Here is a 14,727-nt window from a genome sequence, read left to right as displayed (position 1 = left end):
GGTAAGCCCGAGAAAGAAATGCAGTCGGCAAACCTTTCGGGGCCCCTTAAGGGGCTTCGTCCGTATCAGGCCCTTTTAGGGCCTACTCAAGCCTCCGGCTTAGCCGGAGGTTTTGACTCCGGCGTCAGCCGGCCATGAGCAGGGTGCGCATCAGGCGCAGGAAGATACCGGGGGCGGAGAGACGGGCCACAGCCTGATCGGCCACAATGGTGATCTGGGCCAGGACCTGATCACCGGCGGTCACCGTCATTCTGCCTAAAGTCTGTCCCGACTCCACCGGGGCTTCCACATCCTGACACAGCTCCAGCTGAGTCTCTACCTGGTTGACCATGGAACGATTGACCAGAATTCGGGTGGGCTGGGAGAGGACGGGCTGGACGGTCTCCTGCTCGCCCAGCAGCACGTCCACCGGGGGGAGAGCCTGGGAAGGATAGACGTCCATCAGGGTGTAGTTGGCAAAGCCGTAGTTGAGCAGGGCCTGGGCCGCCGCAGTACGGGTGTCCTTGGTGGTGGACTTGAGGATGACGGCGATGAGCTCCATGCCGTCCCGCTCCGCCGTGGCGGACAGGCAGTAGCCGGCGGCATCGGTGGAGCCGGTCTTGAGACCGGTGGCTCCCTCATAGAATCGGATCAGTTTGTTGGTGTTGGCCAGCTGGAACTGGCCGTCCCGGAGGGAGTCCATCCAGATGGTGGTGTAGTCCCGGATGGAGGGGTGGTTAAGGATGAGCTCCCGGCTCATAAGGGCGATGTCATAGGCGGAGGTGAGATGGCCCGCCGCAGGCAGACCGGTGCAGTTGACAAAGCAGGTGTCTGTCATGCCCAGCTGGGCGGCCCGCTCGTTCATTTTGGCCACAAAGGCCTCCTCGCTGCCGCAGAGATGTTCGGCCAGGGCCACCGAGGCGTCGTTGCCAGAGGCCACCGCCACGGCCTTGAGCAGATCATTCACTGTCATCTGCTCGCCTTCCTTTAAATAAACCTGGGAGCCGCCCATGGAGGCGGCGTAGGCGGAAACGGTGACCAGATCGTCTTTGGACAGGCTGCCGCTGTCGATGGCCTCCATCACCAGCAGCAGGGTCATGACTTTGGTGACGCTGGCGGGTTCCAGTTTGTCGTGGGCATTTTGCTCGTACAGAACGGTGCCTGTCTCCTTTTCCATCAATACAGCCCCTGCCGCGTCCACGGTGGGCGCACCAGCGGCGGATGGATCGGCCTCGGCGGCCTGGACGGGCAGAGCCAGTAGGGTGGCGGCCAGCAGGGCCGCGGCCAGTTTTTTCATGGTGTGTGACGCCTCCAATGCTGAAATGCTCTGTGGGAGAGGATATGGAGGGAAAAGGGCTTCTATACGGTTTTTGACGGGGGTAATTTTTTCTGGTACAATGGCAAAATCATTGAAAAACACAGGGAGGCAGGAGGATGGAGCGCACCATTGGAGTGATCCTGTCTGGCGGGCAGAGCCGGCGGATGGGCCGTGACAAGGCGGGCCTGTCCCTGGCGGGGCAAAGTTTTCTGGACCGGATGACGAAGGAACTCTCCCCGCTGTTCGATGGGATCTATGTGTCGGTGGACCGGCCGGGGCGCTATCCCGGCTGCCGGGAACTGCCCGATCTGAGGCCGGGCCAGGGTCCCCTGGCGGGGCTGGAGGCCGCCTTTCTCCGCACCGAAGCGGAGGCGGTGTTCCTGGCCGCGGTGGATCTGCCCTTTGCCTGCTCCGGGCTGGCAGAACGTGTGTTGGCCGGCGTGGGGAATGGGGACGCCTGTGTGATCCGGCGGCGGGGCGGGGAGGCCGAACCCCTGTTTGCCCTGTACCGCCGCAGCTGTCTGGAGCCCCTGACCGCCTGCCTGGATGAGGGCCGCCGGGCGGTCAAGGCCCTGCTGGACCGGGTGGACTGCCGCTGGCTGGAGGAGGAAGAACTGCCGGAGTTTGACCTGGAGCGGGCCCTGTGGAATGTAAATACAGGGGTGGAGTTCCGTCGGGCGGTGGAATCGGAAAAAGAAAAATGAAAATTCCTCTTTACAACGACGCTTTAGTGTGGTAACATACGAAAGCAACCACGACATACATGGTTTGGAGGAATGTACATGAAACGGAGACTGACTGCTCTGGCCCTTGCGCTGGGACTGACCTTTACCCTGGCCGCCTGCGGTGGCGGCACCGGCGGTACCGCCAATACCCCTTCCAATAACAGTGAGAGCCCCGCCGGCAATTCTGAGACCCCCGCCGCCGAGAGCGATATGGCCTATGTGAAGGAGAAGGGCACCCTCGTTGTTGGCATGACTGACTTTAAGCCCATGGACTATAAGGACGAAAACGGCGAGTGGATCGGCTTCGACGCCGACATGGCCAAGGCCTTTGCTGAGAGCCTGGGCGTGGAAGTGGAGTTCATCGAGATCAACTGGGACAACAAGCTGATGGAGCTGGATACCAAGGGCATCGATGTCATCTGGAACGGCATGACCATCAATGACGAGGTGAAGGCCGGTGCCTCCGTGTCCGAGCCTTACTGCCGCAACGGTCAGGTGGTGGTGGTTCCCGCTGACAAGGCGGAGGATTACCAGACGGTGGAGAGCCTCAGCGGCCTGAACTTCGCCGTGGAGAACGGTTCTCAGGGCGCGGCTCAGCTGGATGCGATGAACCTGAGCTATGTGGCCAAGACCACCCAGGCCGATGCCCTGATGGAGGTGGCCTCCGGCGCCTCCGACGCCTGTGTCATCGACCTGCTGATGGCGGGCGCCATGATCGGTGAGGGCACCAGCTACCCCGATCTGACCTACACCGTGCAGCTCAACGACGAGGAGTACGGCGTGGCCTTCCGGAAGGGCTCCGATCTGACCGAGGCCTTCAACACCTTCTGGAAAGAGGCCTATGACGCCGGTACCGTCATGGAGACGGCCACCACCTACGGCGTCCAGGAGTCCGTCATCGAAAAATAACATAGCCTAAGGGAATTGGGCAGAGAGCCGGGCGCTCTCTGCCCTTCCCCGGTCAAAAGAGGGAAATGCTATGCTGATGTCTGTTACGCTCACCCTGCTGGAGGGGTTTGTGGTCACCCTGGAGCTCTTTCTCCTGACCCTCCTGTTTGCCCTGCCCCTGGGTCTGGTGATCTCCTTCGGTTCCATGAGCCGGTGCGCTCCCCTGCGCTGGGTAGTCAAAACTGTGGTGTGGATCGTCCGGGGCACCCCCCTGATGCTCCAGATCATGGTGGTGTTCTACGGCCCGGGCCTGATGTTCGACCTGCCCCTGCTGCCCCGGTTTACCGCGGCGGTGGTGACCTTCGTCATCAACTACGCCTGCTACTTCTCCGAGATCTACCGGGGCGGTATTCAGGGTGTACCGGCGGGCCAGCAGGAGGCCGGCCTGGTGCTGGGCATGACCCGCAGCCAGATCTTCTTCAAGGTGACCCTCCTTCAGGTCATCAAGCGTATCGTGCCCCCCATGGGCAACGAGTTCATCACCCTGGTGAAGGATACCGCACTGGTGCGGGTCATCTCGGTGTATGAAATCATCTGGATGGGTGAGTCCTACATCAAGAAAGGTATGATCTGGCCCCTGTTCTACACCGCCGTGTTCTATCTGGTGGCCAACGGTATTCTCACCCTGCTGTTCAGCTGGTTTGAGAAGAAGCTGAACTATTTCAAGTAAGGAGGCCCGGACCATGCCTGTTTTGGACGTACAGCACATTGAGAAGCATTTCGGGGCCACCCGGGTGCTGGAGGACATCAGCTTTTCCCTGGAGCAGGGACAGGCCCTGGCCATCATCGGCTCCTCCGGCTCCGGAAAGACCACCCTGCTGCGCTGCCTGAACTTTCTGGAGACGCCGAACCAGGGCAAGATCCTGGTCAACGGCGAGACCCTCTTTGACGCCGACGATCCCACTACCCAGCGGGAGGCCGAGGTGCGGAAAAAGCGGCTCCACTTCGGACTGGTGTTTCAGTCCTTCAACCTGTTCCCCCAGTACACCGCCCTGGAGAACGTGACCCTGGCCGGGGAGCTGCTGGCCAAGGAGCGGCCCGACTTCAAGCAGAACAAGAAGGCCATTCTGGAGGAAATCCGCACCCAGGGTCAGGCCCTGCTGGAGCGGATGGGCCTGGCCGACCGGGCGGGCCACTATCCCCATCAGCTCTCCGGCGGCCAGCAGCAGCGGGTGGCCATCGCCCGCGCTCTGGCCCTCCAGCCCGACATCCTGTGCTTTGACGAGCCCACCTCCGCCCTGGACCCGGAGCTCACCGGCGAGGTGCTCAAGGTGATCCGCTCCCTGGCTGAGCAAAAGACCACCATGATCATCGTCACCCATGAGATGGCCTTTGCCCGGGATGTGGCCGACCAGGTGATCTTCATGGACGGCGGCATCATCGTGGAGCAGGGCCCCGCCCGTCAGGTCATCGAGAGTCCCCGGGAAGAGCGGACCCGTCAGTTTTTGTCCCGCTATTCCGAGAATTGAAAAGGGTCAAAAAGCGTGGTATCATAATCTGGATACCACGCTTTTACACTGCAAGGAGTTGACGCCATGGAGGAAGCCATTTTTTTGCCGGTGCTTTCCCACTTTGAAAACGAGAATTTCTGGACCGCCAGCGGCGGCCGGATGCGCTACCGGGTGGATCCGGTGAAGGGGGACGAGGAGAATCCCCCCTCCCTCACCGCCCAGGTGTGGGAGGGGCCCTGGCGGCTCCAGGACAGCACTGTAGAGGAGACAAAGTCCTTTCCCATGACGGAGGAGGGACTGGAGGAGCTGCGGGTATGGGTGATGGCCTGGCAGCAGACCATCAATGCCCGGCCTCCCAGAAGCCTGAAGGAGACCCTCCAGGCCAGAGACGCCCGCCGGGCGGAGCTGGAGGAGCAAAGCAAGGAAGAATGACCGCAAATCTGTGAAGCGCATAGGATAACCCGGAGGGGTTGCCAATGCACATCACAGAGCATATTCTCACCAACAGCGACTGCTACAAGGCAGGGCGCACCATCAAACCCAAGGGGATCATGGTCCACTCCACCGGCGTGGCCCAGCCGGACGTCAACGTCTTTCTCAAGGCCTGGGACAAACCGGGGGTGAACGCCTGTGTCCATGCCATCGTCCACCGGGGAGGCGTCACCGAGACCCTGCCCTGGAACTGGCGGGGGTGGCACGCCGGCGGCGCGGCCAATAACACCCATATCAGTTTTGAGATCCTGGAGCCTGCCGGGCACACCTACAAAGGCGGCGCCATGATCGGATACGACCCGATAAAAAACAAGGCCTATTTTCAGCAGGTCTACGACACGGCGGTGGAGCTGTGCGCCTATCTGTGTGAAAAATACGGCCTGGATCCCGAGCGGGATATCATCGACCATGCGGAAGGCTGTAAGCTGGGGCTGGCTTCCAACCACAGCGATGTGGGACAATGGTTCCCCAAGCACGGCAAGAGCATGGATACCCTCCGCGCCGACGTGAAAGCGCGGCTGAAGGGGGGTGAACCGGAGATGACGCAGGAGCAGTTTGACGCCGCCTTCACCGCCCATGAGGGGGAGATTTCCGCCCGGACGGTGAGCGAGTGGGCCAAAGAGGCCTGGAACAAGGCCAAGGATGCCGGCGTGTTTGACGGCACCGCCCCCGGCGCTCCCCTGACCCGGGAGCAGGCCGCTTTGATTCTGGAGCGTCTGGGTCTGCTGGGGAAGTAACAGGAAAAAAGAGGAGGAAGTAAAAATGACCTGGGGAACCTACTATTTCTTTTATGAGTGCCCGCAGTGCGGCAAGAAGTACCGCTATGAGCTGGAGTTCGCCTCCGAGCCCGAGTTCGGCTTCTGCCCCGACTGCCATGTGATGGGCACCTTTGTGGGAGAGACCAAGGACAACAAGCAGGGCGAGGACAAGTTCGTGGACTACGAATTTGTGTAAGACCTGCAACGTAAAAAAGGACGCCGAAAGGCGTCCTTTTTTGCGCGATCAGTCGGGCTGCGTGACGGTGCCGCTCTGGGTGATGTGCAGCATATCGGCGGTGATATCGGTGGTGTAGGGGTTAAGGCCGGAGGTGTTGACGATCTCCAGTACCTTTCCGGGGTAGAGCTCGTAGCACCAGTCTATGCCCTTGTATTCAACCGTGCCGTCTCCCGGCAGGGAGGTAGTGGTCACGTTGTCGAAATCAAAGGACAGGCCCTTGTCGGCAAAAAAGGCCAGGTCGGTGACGCTCAGGTCGGTATCCACATTCTCCATGAAGATGTCATAGTAGGTGGGCAGGTTGAGAGGCTGAGAGATGGCCTTCTTCAGGACGGCCATGATCAGTTCCCGCTGGGTCTTGGTGCGGCCGATGTCGGCGTCGGGATAGGCGTCGTAGATGTTGTGGGGATAGACGCCGGGACCGTCGGAATTTTTCCGGCAGCGCACCACCTTCAGGGCGTCGGAGCCGGTGAGATACTGCATTCCGGGCTCAAAGCGGATGTGCAGATTCTGGTCGGGATCGTCGTAGGACATATGCACCGGCACATTGAAGTTGACACCGCCTACCGCATCCACCAGCTTCACAAAGCCCTGGGTGTTCACCTTCACATAGAAGTCGATGGGGAAGCCCACGATATTCTGGACCTCTTCCTTCAGGGCGTCCATACCGTTGTAGGGGTACATACTGCACAGCTTATAGAAGTGCTTGCCCTTGCTGGAGACGCCCTCGATCAGGGTGTCCCGGGGGATGGAGACCATGGCAATGGTCTGGTTTACCGTGTCGTAGGTGGCCACGATCATGGTGTCTACGTTGCCGCTGGCCTGGTCGCTGGCGCACAGCAGGAAAGTATAGGTGTACTCCTTCCGCTGGCGAGCGGGCTGGGCACTCTCTTCCTGGCCGGGGGACTGGAGGGAGACCGCTCCGCTCTCTGCCGGCGGAGGGGTCTCCTCCTGGATCTTGGGCGGCTGGGCCAGCAGCTTGAAGGTAACGATGAAGGCCAATACCAGCGCCGCCACCACCGCCAGAATGATAAACAGGACTTTGGCTGCCTTCTGTCCGGGGGACAGAGGGATCTTCTCTTTCTTCTTTTTCATCAGCCGCCTGGCCATGGCCACCACGCCCTTCTTTGGTAATATATTACATTATGTATTGCTTTTATCCTTAGAATGACCGCGTTATATCGAATTAGACGGTATAAGACAAGGAAAAGTTTCCGCGTTTTCGGCTCTTTTTGACAGGAAACCTTACGCTTCTCCCACAAACCGGCTGCGGATGCTGAGAGTGGCGGCAGTGAGGGAATTGACCGCCCCCAGCAGATCCATCAGCAGCTGGTTCTGCCGGGCCAGCTCCTCCAGTACCCGGTCCATGCCCTCTCCTCCGACGGAGGGTGGGGACCAGGCAGGGGCGCTCCAGCAGGGGATGGGATGGGCATACCGCTTCATGGCAGGCTCCATGGGCTGGCTCTGGGCCAGAATGGCGGCGGCCCGCTGACGGGCCTCCTGGTCCCGGGCTCTCTGACAGCTGGGTTGGTTCATAGAAAACACCTCCTTTTCACCCCTTATCCTATGCCGGTGAGCACTTCCCGGTCCGTCCCGGGCAGAATTGGGGAATTTGCCCGTTGACATTTTGGAGGGACATGGTACACTGAACTGGACCGTATGAAGAGCAAACGCTCATGCGGTCCAGAAAGGAACGAGGTACCATGAAGAAACTGCTTGCACTGGGCCTGACCGTGGCCCTGGCGCTGGGCCTTACCGCCTGCGCTTCCAATCCTGCTCCGGCGGAGAGCACCCCTCCCGCTGAGACCACCCCCGTGGCGGAGACCACTCCCGCACAGTCTGAAACCCCTGCTCTGGAGGGAACTGAGATCAACCTGGGCCTGCTCAACGGCCCCACTGGCATGGGCGCCGCCAAGCTGCTCGCTGACAACGATGCCGGCGAGACTGTCAACCACTACAATGTGACCATGGGCTCCGATCCCTCCACCGATATCGTGCCCAAGCTGAACAGCGGGGAGCTGGACATTGCCGCTCTGCCCACCAACGTGGCCGCCAACCTGTATAATAAGACCGGCAATGTGCAGCTGCTGGCCCTGAACACTCTGGGCGTGCTCCACATCCTGGAGAACGGCAATACCGTTAACTCTCTGGCCGACCTGTCCGGCAAGACCATTTACGCCATCAACCAGGGCACCAACACCGAGTATGTGCTGGACTACCTGCTGACCCAGAATGGCCTGGACTCGGACACCGATGTGGACATCCAGTGGAAAACCAGCGAGGAGGTCACCACCCTGATGGCCTCCGGCGAGATCGATCTGTGTATGCTCCCTGTGCCTGCCGCCACCACTGTGCTGATGCAGAACAGCGATGTGCGGGATGCCATCGACCTGAGCGACGCCTGGACTGAGTCCGGAGCCTCCGGCACCTTCACCATGGGCTGCGTGGTGGTGCGCACCCAGTTTGCCCAGGAACACCCCGAGGCGGTGGAAGCCTTCCTGCAGGAGTATGAGGCCTCCATCAGCTACATCAAGGACAACCCGGAGGAGGGCGGCCAGCTCATCGCGCAGTACGGCATCGTGCCCAAGGCTGCCATTGCCACCGCGGCCATCCCCCAGGCCAACATGGTCTTTGTTGCCGGTGAGGACCTGAAGTCCATCTCCAGCTACTATGAGGTGCTCTTCGCCGCCGACCCCACTTCGATCGGAGGTTCCATCCCCGATGACGCCTTCTACTACATCCCGTAATGTAAAACGGAGCAAATTACTGCGAGCTGTCATACCCCTGGCCTTCTGGCTGGGGGTTTGGCAGCTTGCGGCCTTTTTGGTGGACATGAGGACCAACGGCCACGGAGCTTTGCTGCTGCCCTATCCCCTGCTGGTGGCCCAGCGGCTGTGGGTTCTGGCGGGACAGGGGGCCTTCTGGCAGTCGGCGGCGGTGACTCTGGGCCGCATCTTCGGGGGCTTTGCTGTCGGTGCGGTGGTGGGGGCTCTGGTGGCGGCGGCCACCTCCGCCCTCCGGGCGGCGGACTGGGTGCTCACCCCGGCGGTAAAGGTGATCCGGGCCATCCCTGTGGCCTCCTTTATCGTGCTGGTGCTGCTGTGGGCCCCCTCCTCCGGATGGGTACCCGCCATCGTGTCCGGCCTGATGGTGTTGCCGGTGCTGTGGGGCAATGTGAGCCGGGGGGTGGTTCAGACCGATCCCCTGCTGCTGGAGGCCGCCCGGGCCTATCGCTTTGGACGGGGCAAGACCCTTCGGCTGGTGTATCTGCCCTCGGTGCGGCCCTACTTTGTCAGCGGCTGCGCCACCGGCCTGGGCCTGGCCTGGAAAGCGGGAGTGGCCGCCGAGGTGCTCTGTCAGCCCAAGCTGGCCATCGGCACCCAGCTTTACCGGGCCAAGATTACCCTGGAGACCCCCGACCTGTTTGCCTGGACGGCGGTGGTGATTGTGCTGAGTTTTGTGCTGGAATACGCCTTGGGCATCCTGTTCCGGCGGCTGGGAGGGGATAAAACGTGATATCCGTCAAAGATATTACCGTTCGTTTTGGAGAAAAGATGGTATTGGACCGGTTTTCCCTGGATCTGCCGGAGACGGGGATCACCGCTCTCTCCGGCCCCTCCGGCTGCGGCAAGACCACTCTGCTGCGGGTACTGGCAGGGCTCCAGCCGGTGGAGGCGGGGACAGTTATTACCCCGCCGGACCCGGTGATCCTCTTTCAGGAGAACCGGCTGCTGCCCTGGCGGACGGTGGAGCAGCACATTGCCGACGTGCTGCCCCGGGAGCGCCGGGGGGAGGCCTCCCGCTGGCTGGCATTGGCGGAGCTGGAGGGGGAGGAGAAGCACTACCCTGCCGCCCTGTCCGGCGGTATGGGGAGGCGGTTGGCCCTGGCCCGGGCTCTGGCCTGCGGCGGGGGACTCATCCTTCTGGACGAGCCCTTTGCCGGGGTGGACGCCCCCCGGGCGGCCCGGATTTTGGAGCGGGTGCGCTCACTGGGTTTGCCGGTGGTGCTGTCCAGTCATGAGCGGGAGACAGTGGCCCTGTGCGACCGGGTGATTGGCCTGGAAGGGCCGCCCCTCAGGCAGATGTGATCTTTTTGGATTCTTTTCAGGTTTTCTAAGGTTTTCTAAAAAAGAGCGAAAGCGCGTTGCGCTTTCGCTCTTTTGTGATAAAATGGGAACCATGAATTTTTGGTAAAGGCAGCGTAATGATATGAGCAACATCACTGAAACGCCTGAGGTGCAGGAGGTACCGGAGCCCCAGACGACCCCAAAGCGGCGGTTCCGGCTGAAGTGGCCCAAGCTGGCCATGAGTCCCCGGCAGTACTGGTGGACCACCATGGTTCTGCTGATCGTGGTGCCCCTGATCTCCTTCACCATGGTGGAGTATCTGAATTATAACGATCCCTGGAAGGATTTTACCCCCGCCCAGATCCTGCTGAATCTGGTGTGGTACTACTTTGGAGAGCTGTTCTTCTACTTCCTCCGGGGCCGGCGCAGCGGTGCGGTAAAGCTGGGCCTGGGCATCGCCTGGGGCTTCGGCTGCGCCAACCACTACCTCATTGCCTTCCGGGGGCGTACCCTGTTCCCCGGAGACTTCCTCAGCTTGGGTACCGCCGCCAACGTGGCGGGCAACTATGACTACTCCCTGTCCCAGCGGCAGTGGGTGACCCTGATCATGATGATCGCGGTGATCCTGGCCATGAAGGTATTGCCCAACGAGCCCCGAAAAAAGTTCTCCTGGAAGGTGTTCGGGGCCTCGGCGGGGGCGGCTGTGGTGTTCCTGTCGGTGTTTTTCGGCACCAGCATGGTGGAGAAGCTGGGGATCGAGCCCTCCATGTGGACCACCCGTGGCAACGGTCTCTTCCTCAACTTTGCCGTGTGTATGAAGTACATGAAGGTGGAGAAGCCGGATACTTACTCCCAGCAGACCCTGAACGATCTGGGCACGGAAAACGCCAGCGACGATCTGTCGGTGACGGTAGTGGACCCGGACGGGACGGTGCGGCCGGTGAACGTCATCGTCATTATGAACGAGGCCTTCTCCGATTTCAGCGTCCTGCCGGAGGTGGAGACCAACCGGGACCCCATGCCCTTTATTCGCTCCCTGACGGAAAACACCATCAAGGGCTACGCCTATTCCTCGGTGTTTGGCGGCACCACCGCCAACTCGGAGTATGAGTTCCTCACCGGCAATACCACCGCCTACCTGCCCGCCGGTACGGTGCCCTATCAGATGTACGTCTCTGACGGGGACCCCGCCCTGGTGGGCCAGATGAAGGCCTTGGGTTATACCGCCATCGCCGCCCACCCCTACCGGTCCTCCGGCTGGAACCGGCCTGCGGTGTACAGCGATTACGGTTTTGATGAGGTGTATTTCGAAAGCGACTTCCAGAACCGTACCTATATGCGGGGAGACGAGAAATCCGGATATGTCACCGATCAGTGTGACTATGAAAATCTGATTCGGCTGTACGAGGAGAAGGAGGCGGGGGAGCCCCTGTTCCTCTTCAACGTCACCATGCAGAACCACAGCGGCTACCAGATGTCCTGGGATAACCTGCCCCGGGAGGTATGGCTCACCGGCAGCCTGGAGGGCAGGTTCCAGACGGTGAACCAGTATCTGTCCCTCATCTACCAGAGCGATCAGGCCTTTGAATACCTGATCAACTACTTCTCTCAGGTAGAGGAGCCCACCATGATTCTCCTCTTCGGAGACCATCAGCCCCAGGTGGCCACCAATTTCTACACCGACGTGCTGGGGGAGAACCCGGACACCGCTCTGGCCCAGAAAAAGCAGATGGTGCCTTTCCTGCTGTGGGCCAACTACGACATCCCGGAGGAGCAGGGGGTGGAGCTCTCCCTCAATTATCTCTCCACGCTGCTGATGGACACCGCCAACCTGCCCATGACTGGCTACCAGAAGTTTTTATCCCAACTGTGGGAGGCCGCTCCGGTCATCAATACCGTGGGGGTACGGGATGCGGAAGGAAACTGGTACGGGGAGAACGAAGCGCTGCCCGACCAGCTGGATGATGCCATTGAGGCCTACAAGGTACTGCTGTACAACAATATCTTTGATAAATCCAACCGGCTGGAGCATTTCTTCAGCCTGACGGAATAAGCAACACGCCCCCGGAGGTGCTTCCTCCGGGGGCGTGTTGTTGTATCAAAAAAACAGCAAAGGGTATGCAGGCGGCATATTGAAATTTTGGAATAAATTGAATACAGTAGAGAAAACGGCGATTTCACGGGAGATCCATCAAATGGAGGGATATTATGAAAAAACTGGTTTGTGAAATGTGCGGCAGCAACGACTTGTTAAAGCAGGACGGCGTCTTTGTCTGCCAGGGCTGCGGGTGCAAATATTCCGTGGAAGAGGCGCGGAAAATGATGATGGAGGATGGAGGCACCGGAGGGCCTGTCTCCACGCCGGCAGCACCGGTACCGGGGGTCAACCAGGGCCAGATCGACAACTATCTGGGCATGGCCAAGAGCGCCCTGGAAGGGAGCAACAACGAAGAGGCCGAAAATTACGCCAACAAGATCATTGAAATAGACCCCCAGAACTGGCAGGCCTGGTCCATCAAGGGTACCGCCGCCGGCTGGCAGACCACCGGCCGGAACAATCGGTACGGAGAGAGCGTGGTGGCCTGGATCAAGGCCCTGACCTATGTGCCTGAGGAGGAGCGCAGCAATCTGCGCATCGAGCTGATGGTATCTGCTCAGCAGATCGGCGCGGCCATCGTGCAGATGCACGGCAATCACTTTGTGGACTACCGCAGCGAGGATAATAAGCTGGATGTGCTCAATTCTGCCCAAAATGTGAAGGAACAGCTGCAAATGCTGAAGGAGCAGACCGGGGAGGAGTTCTACACCAACGACTTTTCCACCCGGTTGGGCCGCATCATCAACGGGGCTGCCGTGGGAGGCAGCAACAATGCCGACGAGGAGTTTGGTCCGGAGGATCTTAACCGTGGCAAGTACGAATGGGACCGCTACACCCAGAGCTCCGACCGGTGTCTCAAACTGCTGGAAAAGGCTTTTGACCTGTCCTATGACGATGAGCTGAGCTTTACCATCAGCAAGAACTATGTGGTAGTCGCCACCGCTGTGCGGGACTCCTGCTCCTATAAATTCGTGCCCAACGCCTATACCGACGGCAGTTATCAGGTGGACTATACCTTTACTGAGGCGGCCAAGAAGTCCCGTACCAACACCATCAATACCTGGCAGAAGCGGGTAGACTGGTACGATCCCGCCCATCGGAAGGCCCGCATGGAAGCGGTACTGGGGCAGTGCGAGGCGGCCCGCGTCAGCGTTGAGGAGGATGCCGCCCGGGAGCAGTACTGGAGCGAGCACGCCCAGGAGAAGGCGGCCCTGGAGCAGGAGCGGGAGGCCCTCACCCGCCAGGCCGATCAGCTGGAGGCCGACCTGGCCGCCGATCCGGTCTATGAGGAGCGCAAACGCAAGCAGGAGGCCATCGATGACCTCAGCCGGCAGAAGCAGGGGCTGGGTTTGTTCAAAGGCAAGGAGAAAAAGGCCATCCAGGAGCAGATCGACCAGATCCAGGGTGAGCTGGGACAGGTGAATAGCCGCATCAGCCAGATGGAGGAGGCGTGCAGTCAGAAGCTCCAGCCCCTCCGCAGCCGGGCCACCGAGATCGGCGAGGAGCTGAACCGCTCCCGGGGCCGGCTGCCCATGGTCCATGGCGAGCAGCTGGAGCTGCTGGAGGGCAGGCACTTCAAGGGCTCGCCCATGGAGGTCCTCCGCAAGATCCAGGCCATACTGCCCCAGGGTTACAAGGCGGGCAAGGAGGAGGGCGAGGCGGCCATCGTCAACTACAGCAAGACCTCCCACGACCTGGCCCAGTCCATCCAGGGCCTTACCGATGCCCTCCAGGGCCGGAAAAGCGAAAAGAAGGAGTGGGTGGACGACCCCAATGAGGACAAGCAGTACCGGATCAACCTTGTGAGGGGAGAGGACGTTACCGGCGTCCATCTGGCCCTCCATGCCAAATCCATCCACCAGGATTGCTCCGGCGAGTGCTGTTTCGGCATCAACGGCAGCTTCAGCGAAGACAGCGCGGTGGATTTCGTGAAGGTTGTGTCCAGGCTGCTCTTCGCAGCCCTGCCCACCTCCGACCTGGAGACCCTCCAGACCTTCCTGGCCCAGTCCCTTTACGGGCTGGCCGAATCCGACCAGATCTATCAGGATGGGGTGCGGCTGCGGATGGTGCGCAAGCAGTACACCTGGCTGGAATTTGAGGTGCTCTGAGTTACATTAAATCAAAGAGCCCGCCGCAGAATACTGCGGCGGGCTCTTTTGCTGTTGTCTGGTCAGCACAGACCCAGGATATAGCGGCAGCAGAACCGCTTATACCAGGGCAGGGCCTTGTCCACCTGAGTGGAGACGGTATGGGCGGCCTGTACAGCGGCCTGCCGCTCCTCTTCCGTCAGGGTGTGGGGACTGAATCTGGCCTTTTTGGCCAGTTCAAAGATTTCCTCAGAAGTCTGTCCGCCCCACTTCTCCAGCTTTTTCAGATAGAGATAAGCGGCAATGACGGCTTGGTTGGTGTTGGCCTGGCTAAACCGCTTCTCGCGCCGGCTTCGACCGATGGCCCGCCGGATGGGGAAGGCCAGAACCAGCAGCACGACCGCCAGAGGGATCAGGATGAACCGCAGATCCAGGGGGGCGGCCTCCGGCTGATCCTCTTTCTCGTCGTCGGGAGCGGCGGAGGGCCGGGCGGATGGCTGGGCCGTCTGGGTGGAGGTCTATATTCCCGGCTACGGCTGGGAGCCGGTGGAGGTCACCCCCGCCTATGC

The 14,727-nt window shown here is 60.6% G+C and carries 16 protein-coding genes; 12 read left to right on the top strand and 4 right to left on the bottom strand.

Features of this window, described 5'->3' with window-relative positions; translation table 11 throughout:
- Nucleotides 1–124: 124 nt before the first annotated feature.
- Nucleotides 125–1,276, bottom strand: coding sequence for a D-alanyl-D-alanine carboxypeptidase family protein (locus B5G06_RS13040; protein ID WP_087189483.1), 1,152 nt, complete (start codon nucleotides 1,274–1,276; stop codon nucleotides 125–127).
- A 137-nt stretch (nucleotides 1,277–1,413) separates the two neighbouring features.
- Between B5G06_RS13040 and B5G06_RS13035 the strand changes: the two genes are divergently transcribed.
- The 7 genes from B5G06_RS13035 (at nucleotide 1,414) to B5G06_RS13005 (ending at nucleotide 5,867) form a co-directional block, all read left to right on the top strand.
- On the top strand, nucleotides 1,414–2,001 hold the full coding sequence (locus tag B5G06_RS13035) for a molybdenum cofactor guanylyltransferase (protein WP_087189482.1): 588 nt from the start codon (nucleotides 1,414–1,416) through the stop codon (nucleotides 1,999–2,001).
- 78 nt (nucleotides 2,002–2,079) lie between these two features.
- Nucleotides 2,080–2,931, top strand: coding sequence for a transporter substrate-binding domain-containing protein (locus B5G06_RS13030; RefSeq protein ID WP_087189481.1), 852 nt, complete (start codon nucleotides 2,080–2,082; stop codon nucleotides 2,929–2,931).
- A gap of 70 nt (nucleotides 2,932–3,001) precedes the next feature.
- Nucleotides 3,002–3,640, top strand: a complete 639-nt coding sequence (locus B5G06_RS13025; protein ID WP_087189480.1) for an amino acid ABC transporter permease — start codon at nucleotides 3,002–3,004, stop codon at nucleotides 3,638–3,640.
- 13 nt (nucleotides 3,641–3,653) lie between these two features.
- Nucleotides 3,654–4,439 carry an amino acid ABC transporter ATP-binding protein gene (locus tag B5G06_RS13020; RefSeq protein WP_087189479.1) on the top strand — a complete coding sequence of 262 codons (786 nt, stop codon included), beginning with the start codon at nucleotides 3,654–3,656 and terminating at the stop codon, nucleotides 4,437–4,439.
- Nucleotides 4,440–4,505: 66 nt separating this feature from the next.
- Nucleotides 4,506–4,853, top strand: a complete 348-nt coding sequence (locus B5G06_RS13015) for a hypothetical protein (RefSeq protein WP_087189478.1) — start codon at nucleotides 4,506–4,508, stop codon at nucleotides 4,851–4,853.
- 44 nt (nucleotides 4,854–4,897) lie between these two features.
- A complete protein-coding gene (locus B5G06_RS13010) occupies nucleotides 4,898–5,650 on the top strand; it encodes a peptidoglycan recognition protein family protein (RefSeq protein ID WP_087189477.1) in 753 nt (250 codons plus the stop codon).
- Between the two features lie 25 nt (nucleotides 5,651–5,675).
- Nucleotides 5,676–5,867: a hypothetical protein gene (locus tag B5G06_RS13005; protein WP_087189476.1), complete on the top strand. Its 192-nt coding sequence runs from the start codon at nucleotides 5,676–5,678 to the stop codon at nucleotides 5,865–5,867.
- Nucleotides 5,868–5,915: 48 nt separating this feature from the next.
- Here B5G06_RS13005 and B5G06_RS13000 read toward each other — a convergent pair whose 3' ends face one another.
- Together B5G06_RS13000 and B5G06_RS12995 are read right to left on the bottom strand one after the other, a co-directional pair.
- Nucleotides 5,916–7,001, bottom strand: a complete 1,086-nt coding sequence (locus tag B5G06_RS13000) for an LCP family protein (protein WP_087189485.1) — start codon at nucleotides 6,999–7,001, stop codon at nucleotides 5,916–5,918.
- A 150-nt stretch (nucleotides 7,002–7,151) separates the two neighbouring features.
- Nucleotides 7,152–7,442, bottom strand: coding sequence for a hypothetical protein (locus B5G06_RS12995; protein ID WP_087189475.1), 291 nt, complete (start codon nucleotides 7,440–7,442; stop codon nucleotides 7,152–7,154).
- A 167-nt stretch (nucleotides 7,443–7,609) separates the two neighbouring features.
- Between B5G06_RS12995 and B5G06_RS12990 the strand changes: the two genes are divergently transcribed.
- The 5 genes from B5G06_RS12990 (at nucleotide 7,610) to B5G06_RS12970 (ending at nucleotide 14,179) form a co-directional block, all read left to right on the top strand.
- Nucleotides 7,610–8,653, top strand: coding sequence for an ABC transporter substrate-binding protein (locus B5G06_RS12990; RefSeq protein ID WP_087189474.1), 1,044 nt, complete (start codon nucleotides 7,610–7,612; stop codon nucleotides 8,651–8,653).
- Between the two features lie 85 nt (nucleotides 8,654–8,738).
- The gene (locus B5G06_RS12985; protein ID WP_255396455.1) at nucleotides 8,739–9,422 is read left to right on the top strand and encodes an ABC transporter permease; all 684 of its coding nucleotides are present in this window, start codon (nucleotides 8,739–8,741) and stop codon (nucleotides 9,420–9,422) included.
- On the top strand, nucleotides 9,419–9,994 hold the full coding sequence (locus B5G06_RS12980; RefSeq protein ID WP_087189472.1) for an ATP-binding cassette domain-containing protein: 576 nt from the start codon (nucleotides 9,419–9,421) through the stop codon (nucleotides 9,992–9,994). Before B5G06_RS12985 ends, B5G06_RS12980 begins: the two co-directional genes overlap by 4 nt.
- A gap of 121 nt (nucleotides 9,995–10,115) precedes the next feature.
- Nucleotides 10,116–12,026: an LTA synthase family protein gene (locus B5G06_RS12975; RefSeq protein ID WP_242955499.1), complete on the top strand. Its 1,911-nt coding sequence runs from the start codon at nucleotides 10,116–10,118 to the stop codon at nucleotides 12,024–12,026.
- A gap of 155 nt (nucleotides 12,027–12,181) precedes the next feature.
- Nucleotides 12,182–14,179 (top strand): hypothetical protein, encoded by a 1,998-nt coding sequence (locus B5G06_RS12970; RefSeq protein ID WP_087189471.1) that lies wholly within the window; start codon nucleotides 12,182–12,184, stop codon nucleotides 14,177–14,179.
- 62 nt (nucleotides 14,180–14,241) lie between these two features.
- Here the strand turns inward: B5G06_RS12970 and B5G06_RS12965 are convergent, their stop codons facing one another.
- On the bottom strand, nucleotides 14,242–14,556 hold the full coding sequence (locus tag B5G06_RS12965; RefSeq protein WP_087189470.1) for a hypothetical protein: 315 nt from the start codon (nucleotides 14,554–14,556) through the stop codon (nucleotides 14,242–14,244).
- Nucleotides 14,557–14,727 lie beyond the last annotated feature (171 nt).

This window comes from Flavonifractor sp. An52 (assembly GCF_002159385.1).
In the GTDB taxonomy this organism is placed as follows: Bacteria; Bacillota; Clostridia; order Oscillospirales; family Oscillospiraceae; genus Flavonifractor; species Flavonifractor avicola.
The sequence above is the reverse complement of the archived record's forward strand: the minus strand, read 5'-3'. Positions and strand labels throughout refer to the sequence as shown.

Bases quoted from the DNA above. Each gene is read 5' to 3' on its own strand.
- B5G06_RS13040 (WP_087189483.1), bottom strand. From the start codon at position 1,276: ATGAAAAAACTGGCCGCGGCCCTGCTGGCCGCCACCCTACTGGCTCTG.
- B5G06_RS13035 (WP_087189482.1), top strand. From the start codon at position 1,414: ATGGAGCGCACCATTGGAGTGATCCTGTCTGGCGGGCAGAGCCGGCGG.
- B5G06_RS13030 (WP_087189481.1), top strand. From the start codon at position 2,080: ATGAAACGGAGACTGACTGCTCTGGCCCTTGCGCTGGGACTGACCTTT.
- B5G06_RS13025 (WP_087189480.1), top strand. From the start codon at position 3,002: ATGCTGATGTCTGTTACGCTCACCCTGCTGGAGGGGTTTGTGGTCACC.
- B5G06_RS13020 (WP_087189479.1), top strand. From the start codon at position 3,654: ATGCCTGTTTTGGACGTACAGCACATTGAGAAGCATTTCGGGGCCACC.
- B5G06_RS13015 (WP_087189478.1), top strand. From the start codon at position 4,506: ATGGAGGAAGCCATTTTTTTGCCGGTGCTTTCCCACTTTGAAAACGAG.
- B5G06_RS13010 (WP_087189477.1), top strand. From the start codon at position 4,898: ATGCACATCACAGAGCATATTCTCACCAACAGCGACTGCTACAAGGCA.
- B5G06_RS13005 (WP_087189476.1), top strand. From the start codon at position 5,676: ATGACCTGGGGAACCTACTATTTCTTTTATGAGTGCCCGCAGTGCGGC.
- B5G06_RS13000 (WP_087189485.1), bottom strand. From the start codon at position 7,001: ATGAAAAAGAAGAAAGAGAAGATCCCTCTGTCCCCCGGACAGAAGGCA.
- B5G06_RS12995 (WP_087189475.1), bottom strand. From the start codon at position 7,442: ATGAACCAACCCAGCTGTCAGAGAGCCCGGGACCAGGAGGCCCGTCAG.
- B5G06_RS12990 (WP_087189474.1), top strand. From the start codon at position 7,610: ATGAAGAAACTGCTTGCACTGGGCCTGACCGTGGCCCTGGCGCTGGGC.
- B5G06_RS12985 (WP_255396455.1), top strand. From the start codon at position 8,739: ATGAGGACCAACGGCCACGGAGCTTTGCTGCTGCCCTATCCCCTGCTG.
- B5G06_RS12975 (WP_242955499.1), top strand. From the start codon at position 10,116: ATGAGCAACATCACTGAAACGCCTGAGGTGCAGGAGGTACCGGAGCCC.
- B5G06_RS12970 (WP_087189471.1), top strand. From the start codon at position 12,182: ATGAAAAAACTGGTTTGTGAAATGTGCGGCAGCAACGACTTGTTAAAG.